14 protein-coding genes are annotated in these 12,836 nt (G+C 69.6%); 6 read left to right on the top strand and 8 right to left on the bottom strand.

Annotated features, from left to right (window positions below; all coding sequences use genetic code 11):
- Window positions 1-269 precede the first annotated feature (269 nt).
- Together IEY84_RS00525 and IEY84_RS00520 are read left to right on the top strand one after the other, a co-directional pair.
- Window positions 270-1,544: an HNH endonuclease signature motif containing protein gene (locus IEY84_RS00525; RefSeq protein WP_183541201.1), complete on the top strand. Its 1,275-nt coding sequence runs from the start codon at window positions 270-272 to the stop codon at window positions 1,542-1,544.
- A gap of 57 nt (window positions 1,545-1,601) precedes the next feature.
- Window positions 1,602-2,081, top strand: coding sequence for a P-loop nucleotide/nucleoside kinase family protein (locus tag IEY84_RS00520; RefSeq protein WP_221208410.1), 480 nt, complete (start codon window positions 1,602-1,604; stop codon window positions 2,079-2,081).
- Here the strand turns inward: IEY84_RS00520 and IEY84_RS00515 are convergent, their stop codons facing one another.
- Entirely contained in the window at window positions 2,082-2,480 is a 399-nt protein-coding gene (locus tag IEY84_RS00515) for a helix-turn-helix domain-containing protein (protein ID WP_183541198.1), read from the bottom strand.
- Between the two features lie 47 nt (window positions 2,481-2,527).
- Here IEY84_RS00515 and IEY84_RS00510 point away from each other — a divergent pair, with 47 nt between their 5' ends.
- On the top strand, window positions 2,528-3,493 hold the full coding sequence (locus IEY84_RS00510) for an MBL fold metallo-hydrolase (RefSeq protein ID WP_183541195.1): 966 nt from the start codon (window positions 2,528-2,530) through the stop codon (window positions 3,491-3,493).
- A 26-nt stretch (window positions 3,494-3,519) separates the two neighbouring features.
- Here the strand turns inward: IEY84_RS00510 and IEY84_RS00505 are convergent, their stop codons facing one another.
- Window positions 3,520-4,575 (bottom strand): LCP family protein, encoded by a 1,056-nt coding sequence (locus IEY84_RS00505; protein WP_183541192.1) that lies wholly within the window; start codon window positions 4,573-4,575, stop codon window positions 3,520-3,522.
- A 245-nt stretch (window positions 4,576-4,820) separates the two neighbouring features.
- On the opposite strand from IEY84_RS00505, the gene IEY84_RS00500 reads away from it, so the two are divergent.
- The gene (locus IEY84_RS00500) at window positions 4,821-5,576 is read left to right on the top strand and encodes a sensor histidine kinase (protein WP_183541189.1); all 756 of its coding nucleotides are present in this window, start codon (window positions 4,821-4,823) and stop codon (window positions 5,574-5,576) included.
- Window positions 5,560-6,237 carry a response regulator transcription factor gene (locus IEY84_RS00495; RefSeq protein ID WP_229788182.1) on the top strand — a complete coding sequence of 226 codons (678 nt, stop codon included), beginning with the start codon at window positions 5,560-5,562 and terminating at the stop codon, window positions 6,235-6,237. Before IEY84_RS00500 ends, IEY84_RS00495 begins: the two co-directional genes overlap by 17 nt.
- Window positions 6,238-6,248: 11 nt before the next feature.
- On the opposite strand, the gene IEY84_RS00490 is transcribed toward IEY84_RS00495, so the two are convergent.
- From IEY84_RS00490 to IEY84_RS00475, 4 genes are read right to left on the bottom strand one after another with little or no spacing between them, the layout of a single operon-like run.
- Window positions 6,249-6,881 carry an N-acetyltransferase gene (locus IEY84_RS00490; protein ID WP_183541186.1) on the bottom strand — a complete coding sequence of 211 codons (633 nt, stop codon included), beginning with the start codon at window positions 6,879-6,881 and terminating at the stop codon, window positions 6,249-6,251.
- 60 nt (window positions 6,882-6,941) lie between these two features.
- Window positions 6,942-7,958 carry a PD40 domain-containing protein gene (locus IEY84_RS00485; protein ID WP_183541183.1) on the bottom strand — a complete coding sequence of 339 codons (1,017 nt, stop codon included), beginning with the start codon at window positions 7,956-7,958 and terminating at the stop codon, window positions 6,942-6,944.
- On the bottom strand, window positions 7,955-9,247 hold the full coding sequence (locus tag IEY84_RS00480; protein WP_183541180.1) for an MFS transporter: 1,293 nt from the start codon (window positions 9,245-9,247) through the stop codon (window positions 7,955-7,957). The genes IEY84_RS00485 and IEY84_RS00480 overlap by 4 nt, the downstream gene beginning before the upstream one ends.
- Before the next feature lie 4 nt (window positions 9,248-9,251).
- On the bottom strand, window positions 9,252-9,908 hold the full coding sequence (locus tag IEY84_RS00475; RefSeq protein WP_183541177.1) for a hypothetical protein: 657 nt from the start codon (window positions 9,906-9,908) through the stop codon (window positions 9,252-9,254).
- 163 nt (window positions 9,909-10,071) lie between these two features.
- On the opposite strand from IEY84_RS00475, the gene IEY84_RS00470 reads away from it, so the two are divergent.
- Window positions 10,072-11,697, top strand: a complete 1,626-nt coding sequence (locus tag IEY84_RS00470) for a class I adenylate-forming enzyme family protein (protein WP_183541174.1) — start codon at window positions 10,072-10,074, stop codon at window positions 11,695-11,697.
- 42 nt (window positions 11,698-11,739) lie between these two features.
- Here IEY84_RS00470 and IEY84_RS00465 read toward each other — a convergent pair whose 3' ends face one another.
- The gene (locus IEY84_RS00465; protein WP_183541171.1) at window positions 11,740-12,075 is read right to left on the bottom strand and encodes an ArsR/SmtB family transcription factor; all 336 of its coding nucleotides are present in this window, start codon (window positions 12,073-12,075) and stop codon (window positions 11,740-11,742) included.
- Between the two features lie 13 nt (window positions 12,076-12,088).
- Complete coding sequence (locus IEY84_RS00460) at window positions 12,089-12,736, bottom strand: SRPBCC family protein (RefSeq protein WP_221208409.1); 648 nt, start codon at window positions 12,734-12,736, stop codon at window positions 12,089-12,091.
- Window positions 12,737-12,836: the final 100 nt, after the last annotated feature.

Raw genomic sequence — 12,836 nt, 5'->3', positions numbered from 1 at the left:
CTTGACACCGGGGCCCGTCGAGAAAATATTTGGCTGGCTATCGGGGCGGCGGCCCGGGTGTGGCGCAGCGGAATCATGCTTCGGAAGGTGCTGTCGTGGAGGTGGGAGGGTGGCCCTTCGGGCCACTTAACGTCCACAGATCCGATGCTCGTTCGCTAACCGCGAAAAACGTGTTTGACCTGGGAAAATAGATGGATTCGCGGGTTTATGAAGGGTAGAATCAGACCCATCACGACACGCCTTCGAACAGCTCGGAAGGGAGGGCGGCGATGAGTCTGGACAGCAGCATCGATCACTGGGGCACCAACCCCGCTGATGCGATCGGAGCGGCTCTTGACGCCATCGAAACCTCCCTCGCTGGGTTGCTTGCGATGGACCCGGACTATTGGCGGACCAGGCAGAAGAAGGACGTCCTGGCCCGGGTCGAGAAACTCCAAGCCCAGCAGGCCGCGTTGAGGCTGCGGATTCTGGCTTCCTCTGGAGATATCGCTGCTGAGACCGGTGACAAGGACGCCTCGGCCTGGATGCGGGCCGAGCTGGTTGTCGACAAAGGTGCCGCCCGCGCCCAGATCAAGCTCGCTGTTGCCGTGGCTCGGTATGAGCTGGTCGCTGCCGGCTTGGCTGAGGGTGTCGTCTCCCAGGACAAGGCCCGGGTCATCACTCGTGCGCTCGACAAGGTCGATGCTGATCCAGTCGCGACTAGCGAGGACCTGGTCCTGGCGGAGAAGCTGCTGGTCGAGTACGCCGCAGAGATGACCGCCAACGAGCTGCGGATCGTGGGCAAACGGATCCTGGTCGAGGTCGACCCTGTCCGGTTCGAGGATGCCGAGGCCAAAACACTCCTGGCCGAGGAGGAACGTGCCCAGCAGAAGACCGCGCTACGGGTCTGGGACAACCACGACGGCACCATCGGGTTCGACGGTGTGCTGCCGACCGCGATCGGGATGCGGTTCAAACGGCAGGTCGAGGCGTGGGCACAACCCCGTAAGCAGCAGCTCATCGTCAAAGGCTCCCCGTTGCCGCCGTGGGAACGGCTCATGGGGCAAGGGTTCGCCAGGTTGATCGAGACCATCGACCCCAGCACGTTGCCTCGTCATGGTGGTGACGCGACCGTCGTCAACGTGGTGATCTCCCTCGAGGAGCTCCGCAAGGACCTCGGCATCGCCACGCTGGGCTACGACGAGACCAACGGCACCACCATCACCGCCGCCGAGGCCCGGCGGATGGCGTGCAACGCCACCATCATCCCCTGGGTCCTCGGCGGAGAAAGTGAAGTCCTCGACGCCGGCCGAGACAGCAGAATCTTCGTGCCCATCCAACGCAAAGCCATGCGACTCCAGCAGAAGTGCTGCCAAGCCGAGGGCTGTGACATGCCCCCGGAATGGTGCGATGCGCACCACCTCAACCCCTGGGTCGCCGGCGGAAGGACGGATCTCAAGGACGGGGTCCTGCTGTGTCCCCACCATCACCGCCTGGCGCACAACCCTGCCTACACCCATGAACGCCTACCGGATGGCACCGTCCGGTTCGCCCGCCGCTCCTAGAGGTGTGGGATCAAGTCCGATCGGATCGAGATCAGCGATGAGCGTAATCTCGGCCCGATGGATGTGGACAAGACGCGACGACCCCGCGTCGTGATGATGTGCGGGCCGGGTGGTGCCGGCAAGACGACCTACGCCAAGCGCCTGGAGGAAGAGGGGTGGACGCGTTTGTCGTTCGAGGTGGAGTTCTGGGATCGCGGAATCACGACGATGCCCTCCTCCGAAGTGGTCGCCGAGGTGGCGGCCGAGCTGAAGGTGCGCTTGCTGCGCCATGTAGCGGCCGGGGACGATGTCGTGCTCGACTTCGGATTCTGGTTCCGCCGGCAACGCGATGAGTTCCGCGCACTGCTCGCACCGCAGGGCATCGTGCCGGAGACCGTCTACATCGCGACGAGTCTCGAGACCATCCTGAGCCGGCTCGGCGACAGACACGGCAGGAGGGCGGACGACTGGCCGCTCACCGAGCAGACGGCGGTGGAGTACTTCGAGAGGTTCGAGCCGCCGACGCCCGAGGAGGGGCCGCTCGAGGTGGTCCGCTAGCTAGGCCGGCGTCTTGAGGGTGCTTCGCAGGCCTCCGGCGATCGCGTAGTCGCGGCACTGCCGGCACTCGTCGACGACCGGGTGCACACACTCCGCGGTGTGGCGCAGGAAGGACGCCGCGGCATTGAGTCGGTCCGCCTCGGCGGCCATTCGCTCGGCCGAGGCTGTCAGTCGGGCCGAGCGGTGGCCTGGCGGGGATGATCGGAGCTCTCTGATCTCGGCGAGGCCGATGCCGGCTTGGCGAAGGCGATGGATGATTCTTGCCTCGTTCACGTGCTGGTCGGTGAAGTCTCGCTGGTTTCCGTTCCGCCGACTCGGCGCGAGCACCCCTTCGTCCTCCCAGTGTCGGAGGACGTGGGCGGGTACGCCGACGAGGTCGGCGGCCAGTGAGATTCGCATGGAAACATCTTGCCTTCAGGTCGACCTTAAGTTCTAGCGTTCGAGGCATGGAACTACGCACCCGGCCCAATCCCTTCGCAGGACTCGACTCGCTGCCCGCCGCCTACACCTCACGCCAGCTGGTGGAGACGGCTGTCGCGGGAGCACGCTCGTTCGTGGCGCCGAGGCGAGCCGACCGCCGTCTGCTGTCCTCGTTGTCGGAGCGTGCTCAGGAGCCGCTGCCGACTGCGACGAGGACCGTCCGGCTGCAGACGTTGCGGCAACGGCCGCGGCCGGTGCCGAGTCGGGTGTTGTACGAGGGGATGCCGGGGGCCGGGCGGCTGAGCCTGCAGTCGTTCGTGGTCCACCATCCGGAGGCGACGGTTCTCATCGACCCGGCGGTGCCGCGAGACGCTGATGCGCAGGCGGTGGCCGAGCTCCAGCCGCTGCTGCGGCGGATCGTACGGCCGCCGGCGACGACGATCCCGACGGTCGAGGCCCTCGACGCGGCGGGGGTGAGGCCGGACTTCGCGCTGAGCACCCACGCACACTGGGACCACGTCTCCGGGCTGCTCGACCTCCCGGGTCTGCCTGCCGTCCTCCACGACGAGGAGCTGGCGTGGGCGGCCGCCGGAGAGCAGGCGCCGGTGGGCGGCGTACGCCGTGGGCTCGCGGATCGAGAGCTCCGGGAGTTCACTCTCGACGGGCCACCGCTGCTCACCTTCGAGCGGAGCCACGATCTCTTCGGCGACGGCAGCGTCGTGCTGGTGGACCTCGCCGGCCACACGCCCGGCAGTGTCGGCGTCCTGCTCGCCACCGAGGAGGGCCCCGTCCTGCTCGTCGGGGACGCCGCGTGGCACGGGCTGCAGATCGATCATCTGCGTCAGCGCTCCGGCTTCCCCGGCTGTCTCGTGGACGTGGACCGTGAGCAGACCTGGCGCACCCTGCATCGTCTCCACGCCCTGCCGTCCTCGGTGAAGGTGGTCCCTGCCCACGACCACGAGCGGGCATCGGAGTGGCGATCCGATGAGTGACCGATCCGGCGAGTGACCCGCCCGGCTCAGCGGACGACGTCGGGCGTCAGCAGGTCCGGGTTGTCGTCGGCCCAGGCGGCCATCCGGTCCTCCCGCACAGCGCGCCACAGGTCGCGGTCGCGGGAGGGGTCGAGGCGTACGACCGACTGGTCTCCGACCATTCCGGTGCCGTCGGTGGGGACGGTGAGGTAGCTGATGTCGTTGGTTCGGAGGTTGCGGAGGGAGGCGGCGAGCTTGGCCATCTGGGTCGTCGACCAGTCCTCGTCGACGGAGGCGTGCTTCGCGAAGAGGGCGATGAGGTCGAGCACCTGGTCCGGGTTCTTGCGCAGCTCCTGCTCGAGAGTCTGCGCGAGCAGAGTCCGGAGGAAGGCCTGCTGGCGGGCGACACGGTCGAGGTCGCCGTCCTGGAGGCCGTGGCGCTGGCGTACGTAGAGGAGGGCCTGCTCGCCGTCGAGGTGGTGGCGTCCGGCCTCCCAGCGGACGTCGCGGGCCGAGTCGTAGACGGTCTTCGGGATGTCGATGTCGACGCCGCCGATGGCGTCGGTGAGTGCCTCGAAGCCGCCCCAGTCGACGGTCGCGAGATGGTCGATGCGTACGTCGGTCATCTTCTCGACGGTCTCGACCGTCAGGTTGGGGCCACCGAAGGAGTAGGCCCAGTTGACCTTGCCCTTCCCGTGGCCGGGGATGTCGACCCAGGAGTCGCGCGGGATCGAGATCACCGAGGCCGAGCGGCGGTCACCGTCGAGATGGATGAGCAGCATCGTGTCTGACCGTGCCTGCCCCGGCACCCAGCCGGGTGCCTCGGCGCCGGTGGTGGGAGCGTCGGACCGGGTGTCGGTGCCGAGGACCAGGATGTTCACCGCGTCCGCGGCCGATCCGGAGGTCGGCTTGGCCGGCCGATCGGTGAGCCCGGTGAACGTGTCGGGCAGCCGCTGGAGGTTGCTCTCCACCTTCGCCTGGAGCCACAGGACGCCGGCCAGCGACGCGGCGCAGAGCAGGAGCAGGCACACCAGCAGGCCGATCAACGGTTTGCGGGCACGCCGACGCCACCCCGGCGCGGGCGGGTGATCGAGCATGACCATCCGAACAGGGAATCCGGCACAGCCCCGGGTCGGGAGCCCAACTCCTCACGATTCCTCAATTTCAGGCAACAGTCGGTAACGGCCGGTAATCAAGAATGGGGAGGTAAATACGCCTGGGGGCGTGAGTGAGTAGGGTCCTTCCGCATAGGCGGCGGTTCATGTCGGTTGTCGGGGTCCGCACAAGTTTCACCTGCCTCGCTGTGTCTGGGAGGGCGCAGCTCGAGTCACCAGGGGAGAGTTTGTCGATGTCAAGAGGCGGTCGGGACGAGCGCGCCCGGCTCCACGAGGTTGCCTCCGCGCTGGCCGGGGTCCGGGCAGCGACCACGCTGCTGAACTCGCCCGCCGCGATCGACGGGGACCGGCGAGCCGCGCTGGCGCAGATGGCGCAGAGCGAGCTGCAACGGCTCGAGCGGATGGTCCGGAAACAGCAGGAGTACGTCGGCTCGGAGATGCCGAACCTGCGGGCCGGCGAGCAGGTGGACGAGGTCGCTGAGGTGATCGACCTCGACGCCGTGGTGGGCACCATCGTCCTGGCCCACGAGGCCAAGGGGACGGAGGTCGAGTGGCGCCCCAGCCGCATGCTGGCGCTCGGTGACGCCGACCAGATGACCGAAGCGCTCAACGTGCTTCTCGACAATGCCGCAGCCCACGGGAGCGGGCCGGTCCGGATCGACGTACGTGCGGCCGACCGTTCGAGCACCTGCGTCGAGATCGCCGTGACGGACGACGGGCCGGGCGTCGCTCCGGAGCTCCGCAGACGGATCTTCGCCTGGGGTGTGAGCGGACCAGGCTCCGCCGGCCACGGCATCGGCCTCCATGCCGCGCGCGATCTGATGGAGCGGCAGGGCGGCTATCTGGAGCTCGCCGAGTCCGGTGAGCGCACCACGTTCGTCCTCGGCATCCCGCTGCTCGGCTGTGCCGACGACGAGGCCGACGGACCGCACGCCTCGGACGCCTCGGACGCCTCGGACCAGGAGAGCCGCCATGGTGTCGCCACGTAAACGGCTGAAGGTCGTCCTCGTCGACGACCACACCCTGTTCGCCGAGTCGCTCGAGATGGCGCTCACCTTCGAGGGTTACGACGCGCGCCGCATCGACCTTCCGGAGGAGCCGCCGTCGGAGGCGAGGCTCGCCTCGCTGATCATGCGCTCGCAGCCACGCATCGTGCTGCTCGACCTCGATCTGGGGCAGCACGGTTCCGGCGTACGTCTCATCGCCCCGCTGGCGAGGGCAGGTGCCGACGTGGTCGTGGTGACGAGCTCGACCGACGAGGCCCGCTGGGGCCATGCGCTGCACGCCGGGGCCCGGACGGTGCTGTCCAAGACGGTGCCCCTGGGCGAGATCCTGGGCACCGTACGCAGGCTCAACTACGGTCTCAGCGTGCTCGACGTCGAGGACCGTGAGCGCTGGATCAGGGCGTGGGCGGGGCAGGAGAAGGCAGTCATCGAGTCCCGTCGCCGGCTCGCCGAGCTCTCCCCGCGGGAGTCGCAGGTGCTCGAGCTCCTGATGAACGGCTCCACGGTCGGTGAGATCGCCAAGATCCGGGTCGTCGCCGAGGCGACGGTGCGTACGCAGGTCAAGTCGATTCTGGCCAAGCTCGGGGTCTCCTCGCAGATCGCCGCGGTCAGCATCGCTCACAAGGCCGAGTGGCGGGCCACCTGACGCCTCGCTCGTCAGAGCACGACCAGGCCGGCGTCCGCATTCGGGCCGCCCAACCCATAGCGGGTGCCGGTCGTCGGGCAGCGCCAGGCGTCGCCCTCGGCGACCAGCGGCGCACCGGCATGCCCGACCCAGCCGACCTGCCGGGCCGGAACGCCGACGACGAGTGCGTGGTCCGGTACGTCGCGGGTGACCACAGCACCCGCCGCGACCATCGCCCAGGCGCCGATCGTGACCGGAGCGACGCAGACGGCGCGCGCGCCGATGCTCGCGCCGGTGCGTACCGTCACGCCCACGGCGTCCCAGTCGTCGCCGTCCTTGAGGGTGCCGTCCGGGTTGACGGCACGGGGCAGGTAGTCGTTGGTGAAGACCACCGCCGGGCCCACGAACGCGCCGTCCTCGAGCATCGCGGGCTCGTAGACCAGAGCATGGTTCTGGATCTTGCAGCGGTCGCCCACCACGACCCCGGGACCGACGTACGCCCCGCGGCCGATGTTGCACTCGCTACCGACCCGGGCGTGCTCGCGGACCTGGGCCAGGTGCCAGATGCGGGTCCCGGCGCCGATCACGGCACGGTCGTCGACGTCGGCGCTGGGCTCGATCCGGGGCTCGATCCGGGGTTCGGCCCGCGTCTCCTCAACGGTCATCCGTCCAGCAAACCGACACCGGACAGTTCCCGCGTGCCGGGCCCGCGATGCATACCCGATTCAGCGTACGACCGCGGGGGAGGACGCCTCCGGGATCAGCACCCGAGGAGTGGCAGCGGTCGAGGTGTCGAGGGCCCAGACGTCGCTGACCGACTCGTCCTCGCGGGCCAGACCGTAGAGGAGCGTGTCATCGTCGAGCCACTCGATCTGGTCGTCGACGCTGTGGGTCTCGCCGGCGAGGACGGTGCGTCGCCCGGTGGCGAGGTCGAGGACCGCCGGCGTCCACAGGGTGCCGTCCTCGCCGGCCTCCTTGAACGCGATCCGGGTGCCGTCAGGAGAGAGCGAGGGGCACTCGACGTGGTCGGCGATGGTCGTCAGCGAGCGTTCGGTGAGGTCGCCGCGGGCCAGGAAGGTGCGACCGCCGGTGGCGACGGTGGCGTAGAAGGTGCGACCGTCATCGGCGAAGGTGATGCCCCAGATGTTGCGGTCCACGGGGGCGACCCGGCGGCCGTCGACGACCAGCGTGAACCGCTCCAGGTCGCCGTAGCTCGCGCCGCCGATCCGGCGGATGAGGGTGCGCGTCGAGAACCCGCTGACCATGTAGGAGTCGCCGTTCACGAACACCGTCGAGGCGACGAGCTTCCCGTCGGGCGAGATCCGGGTGCGGCTGGGCAGCCCGGGCAGATCGGTCCCGTCGACCTCCCGCCACGGCTTGCCCGGCGTCGAGGTCGCCAGGTCGGTGGCCCGGTAGCGGCTCACCACGCCGCGCTCGGTAGCCAGGCAGGAGATCGACTCCTCCTGGGCGTGGACCCGGTCACAGCTCCGGTCCGTGAGCGCCCGGGCGCCGTCGGGGGCAGCGAGCGCCACCGCGCCGACGTGGCCGTAGTCGGCGTCGCGTCCGGTGTGGCGGAACAGGATCCGCGGCCCCTTCTCGATCTGCGCCAGGGAGGTGGTCGTCGCGGCGGTCGCAGTGGACGTACGGCGGTCGTTCTCCGCGATCGCGGAGAGGGCGTACGCCGTCACACCGGCGGTGACGAGCACGACGATCGCACCGAAGACCGCGGTGCGTCGCGTCACGATCGGCTCCCTGCGGGGGTCTCGACAGGCTCGACCACCAGGGCCCGGCGCATCACCGCGAGCCCGGCCGGAATAGCGGCGACCAGCACCGCGCAGACCGCGAGCAGCGCGACCCGGGGGCCGACGGCGTACCAGAGCAGGCCGAAGCCGGTGGCCGCGACGAGCCGAGCCAGCGCGACCGCGGTCTGGGCGGTGGCGATGCCGCTGGCGCGTACGGTCTCGGGGACCAGCTGCCCGGCGACCGCGGCCAGGGTGCCGTCGGTCGCGGCGTAGAAGACGCCGAGCAGGAGCACCGCGGCGCACGTCGTCCAGAGCATCCCTGACCCGGTCGCGGCGCACAGGTAGGCGGCCGCGAGCGGAAGATGGCCGAGCACGAGGACCCTGACCCGCCCCACCCGGTCGGCGAGCCGGCCCATCGGGACGGCCAGGGCGAGGTAGGCGAGGTTGGTCCCGACGTAGAGGACCGGGAACCACTGGGCCGCGAAGCCGCCGGTCTCCAGCAGCGCCAGGTAGACGAAGCCGTCACCGATGGTGAGCAGGGCGAGCACGGCGGACACGCCGGTCAGGCGGAGAAGGCCCGGGGTCAGGGCTGCGCGCCAGCGGAATGTGTTGGTCTCGACACTGGCTCGCTGGCGCTCGCCAGGCTCGACCAGCGGGGCTCGGGCGCCGGTGCGGAACGGGACGAAGCAGGCCATCGTCGCGACCCCGAGCACGGCGAAGCCGAGCGAGACCACCAGGACGGTGTCGTAGCCGTCGGCGATCCGCCACAGGATCACGAACGCCAGCAGCGGCCCGAGCGTGGCCCCGATCGTGTCCAGCGCCCGGTGGACGCCGAAGCTGCGGCCGAGGTGCGCCGGGTCGCTGGAGGCGGCGATCATCGCGTCGCGCGGAGCGGTGCGTACGCCCTTGCCGACCCGGTCCAGCGAGATCGCCGCCGAGATCGTCCCGAAGCCGCCGGCGAAGATCAGCCCGAGCCGCGCGACCGCGCTCATCGCGTAGCCCGCCAGCGCCACCGGCTGCGGCCGGTCGGTGCGGTCGGCCGCCCACCCGGCCGCGATCCGCACCAGCGAGGAGACACCCTGGTAGAGCCCGTCGATGAGCCCGTACGCCACCGGGGAGAGCCCCACCACCGCGGTCAGGTAGAGCGGCAGGATCGCCGAGACCGACTCCGAGGAGATGTCGGTCAGCAGGCTGACGATGCCGAGGGTGACGACGGTCCGGGAGACCCGCCCGTCGCGCTGCCGCGGCTCGGCACCCGTGGCGGGGCGGTCGCTGAGGGACAGATACACCGGCTCAGGACTTCGTGCGGAGGACGGAGTAGAGGCTGAAGTCGACGTGGCGACGGCTGGTCCGGGTGACCGTGACGCTCACCGTCTCATCTCCGCGGCTCAGCGACGTCACCGGCGTGTTCTCGACCGACGTCGTCGTGACCTCTTTGAAGCCGTGCTGCGCGAGGCGGGTCCGATAGTGGCGGAGTACGTCGCAGGGTTTCCGGCAGCTCGCAGTCAGCGCCACCTGGAGGACGCCCGTGGTGGGCGAGACGCTGGAGACGTCGACGGTGGTGCGCGAAGGGGGTGCGAGCGCGGTCGGGTAGCCGGCCACCAGGGCGTCCTTGCGGACCGCCTGCTTCGGCAGCGGCTCGGAGACCAGGGCCGCCGTCTTCGTACGTGGCTTCGCGGCGAGTCCGGGGAGACCCGACTCGGTCGGGGTCGAGGCCGCCTTGGGCAGCGCCTCGGTCGCCGGCTTCGACGTCCGGCCCAAGCCTGAACCGGTGCTCGGCTCCGAGCTGGCCGCGGCTCCTGGCGAGCCCGACTGAGATGCCGAGGCACCAGCAGAGCCCTCGTCGTCCTCGATGGCGGCGGAGTCGGCGAAGCGCCCGGGCACCCAGAAGATCGTGATCCCGACGAGCACGCCGAGCAGCACGAAGAGGATGAGGCGCTTGAGGTTCACGAGACCAGTCGACGCGCGCCGGAGCCGGGTCGAGACCGATGAGCCGGCTGCGTACTCAATTTCAGGCAGCCTGCCGGATCGGCCCCGGTGCGTGCAGGTGCGCCGTGCGACGTTGCCGGTGCCGGGAACTGTCCCGGCCGTAGTATCCCGGGGGACGGGCCACTTGAACACCGCTGACTTCCTTCTCGAGCTAGCGCCCGAGGACTCGATCGCGCTCGCAGAAGCCGGTCGCGAATACACCTTCGCAGAGCTGCGAACCAGCGTGTCCGTGCTCATCGGACGGCTCTCCGTGCTCGGTCTGAATCCGGGCGCACCGGTCGGGATCATGGCGCCCAACGGGCTGTTCTGGGTATCGGCCCATCTCGCCGCGCTCCGGATGGGCCTGGTCGTGGTGCCGCTGGCCATCACTTTGCCCGCCGACGAGGTGGTCGCCCGAGCACGATGGGTCGGTGCCGAGGCTCTGCTGGTGGGACGCGCGCAGGCAAAGGCGCTCCGACTGAGCCTGCCCCGGAGCATCGCGGTCGTCGTGGAGCGGAAGGAACGGCTGATCCCGCAGCAGCGATCCGAGTCTGTCGACCTGTCCGAAGCGGTGGAGGTCGACCCCGACCACGACGCGCTCTACATGTTCACCTCCGGTACCACCGGCGACCCGCGCGCGGTGCGACTCACCCACCGCAACATCCAGGCGAACACGACCTCGATCCTCGGCTACCTCGACATCACGTCGGCAGACCGGATGCTGGTCGTGCTCCCGTTCACCTACGCCTTCGGCCTCTCGCTCCTGCACACCCATCTGCGGGCCGGCGCTGCGTTGGTGATCCAGTCGACGAGCGTCTTCCCGCAGGCGGTGGTGGATCGGATCGCGTCCGCGCGCTGCACGGGTCTCGCCGGAGTCCCGTCGACCTTCGGGATGCTGCTGCGCAACAGCACCTTCGGCACCTCGGCACTGCCGTCGCTGCGGACGGTGCAGCAGGCAGGTGGCCGACTGGCTCCCGTCCTGGTCGAGCAGATGAGGCACGCCCAGTCGCAGGCAGAGGTCTTCATGATGTACGGCGCGACCGAGGCGACCGCTCGGCTCTCCTACCTCCCACCCGACCAGCTCGCCCGGCGTCCGGGGTCGATCGGGCGCGCGATCCCGGGTGTGGATCTACGGGTGCTCGACGGTGACGGGGTTCCGGTGGTCCCCGGCGAGGTCGGCGAGATCTGGGCCAGCGGCGCGAACATCTCGCCCGGCTACCTCGACGACCCGGAGGCGACGACCCGCAAGATGCCCGGTGGGATGTTGCGTACGGGAGATCTGGCGAAGGTCGACGATGACGGGTTCATCTATGTGGTCGACCGGATCGAGGATTTCATCAAGTCGTGGGAGCACCGAATCGATGGTCAGGAGATCGAGGATGTCGTGCTCGGTCTCCCGGATGTCGTGGCAGTCGCGGCAGTGGGGCTGCCGGACGAGGTGGCCGGAGAACGCGTCGAGCTCATGGTGGTGCGCCAGCGAGGGTCCGGGCTGCGTGCCGCCGACGTGATCGCGCACTGCCGCGTGCGGCTCTCGAAGCACATGGTGCCCGAGGTGGTCCGCTTCGTCGGCGCGCTCCCGCTCAACGCGAACGGGAAGGTCGTCAAGCGAGACGTACGCGCGATGTGTCTGCAACTGGCCGAGGAGTCCGCAGGCCGACAGGAGTTCGTCGGCCCAGCGGTCAGCGACGACAGCGCCGGCGGGCCGTCGACATCGCGGCCGGGTCGACGGGCACCGGAGAACGTCGCCAGGACCGCCGTCTCTACTGCGTAGACACCGGCGTCCGGGGTCGCGACCAACCAGCGTGGGACGGTTTCAGCCCTCTGCGGAGCCCTTCCGGCGCCCACGCCTGATCTCGGTGTCGAGGGCGTCGAGGTGCTGGGTCCAGAAGCGGCGGAAGGGGGTGAGCCAGGCGTCGACCTCGGCCATGGGGCCGGTGTCGAGGGAGTAGATGCGGCGGGTGCCGTCGGGGCGTACGTTGGCGAAGCCGTGCTCGCGCAGGACCTTGAGCTGCATGGAGACCGCGGGCTGGCGGATGCCGAACTCGGCCGAGATGGTCTCGACCACCTCGCCCGAGGACAGGTCGCCGGCGGCCAGGAGCTCGAGGATGCGGCGGCGGACCGGGTCGCCGAGGACGTCGAAGGCGTGCAACCGACTGTTCCTGTTACTCCGGCTCCGGCATCGCGGTGTAGGCGGCCACGCAGCGCTCGCCGGCGGCGCGGGCCTGCTCCGGATCCGTGCCGAAGGCGATGTCGGCCTCGACCCAGGCAGCGGCGGAGCCCTTGGTGTGCTCGATCATCGCCGGCAGTGCGTCGGGGGACATCGGGTCCATCTTCTCGGCTTCGGGGGCCGGCAGGTGGAGGGCGAGGGCGAGCAGCATCTGCTCCCAGCCGATGCCGACGGCGCTCGGGCCGAACTCCTTCCACTGCTCCGGGGTGACGGGGGCGGAGTGCTCGAGGCGGAGCAGCGTACGGTCGCCGGCGGCGGTCAGGGTCGCGTCGACCCATGAGCTCATGTCGCCGTAGTCCCAGGTGATCGAGAGCAGCTTCGGGCGGGCGCAAGCGAGGATCTCGCCACCGGCGTTGCCCTCGAGCTGGTAGCGGCCGCCGACCTCGAAGTCGCCGGTGACCGGCATCAGCCAGCGCGGGATGCGCTCCTTGGTGGTCAGCGCGTCCCAGACCTCGTCCGGGGTGGCGTCGTAGCTGCGCTCGACGACGAGCATGCGCAGCTCCTCGCCGCCGCGGGTCGTGGTGGTCAGGGCGCGGTTCACAGCACCGAGGTGGTCGGCAGGGATGAAGGGTGGTGTGCTCATGTCTGCAAGGTTATATCAACAGAGGTTGATATTCAATGCCGGGATCGTCCCGCCGACGCGCGCCGCCGGACTCTCACCAATAGTGGCTAATCACTGCGTT

The organism is Nocardioides albus, from assembly GCF_014648255.1.
In the GTDB taxonomy this organism is placed as follows: Bacteria; Actinomycetota; Actinomycetes; order Propionibacteriales; family Nocardioidaceae; genus Nocardioides; species Nocardioides albus.
The sequence above is the reverse complement of the archived record's forward strand: the minus strand, read 5'-3'. Positions and strand labels throughout refer to the sequence as shown.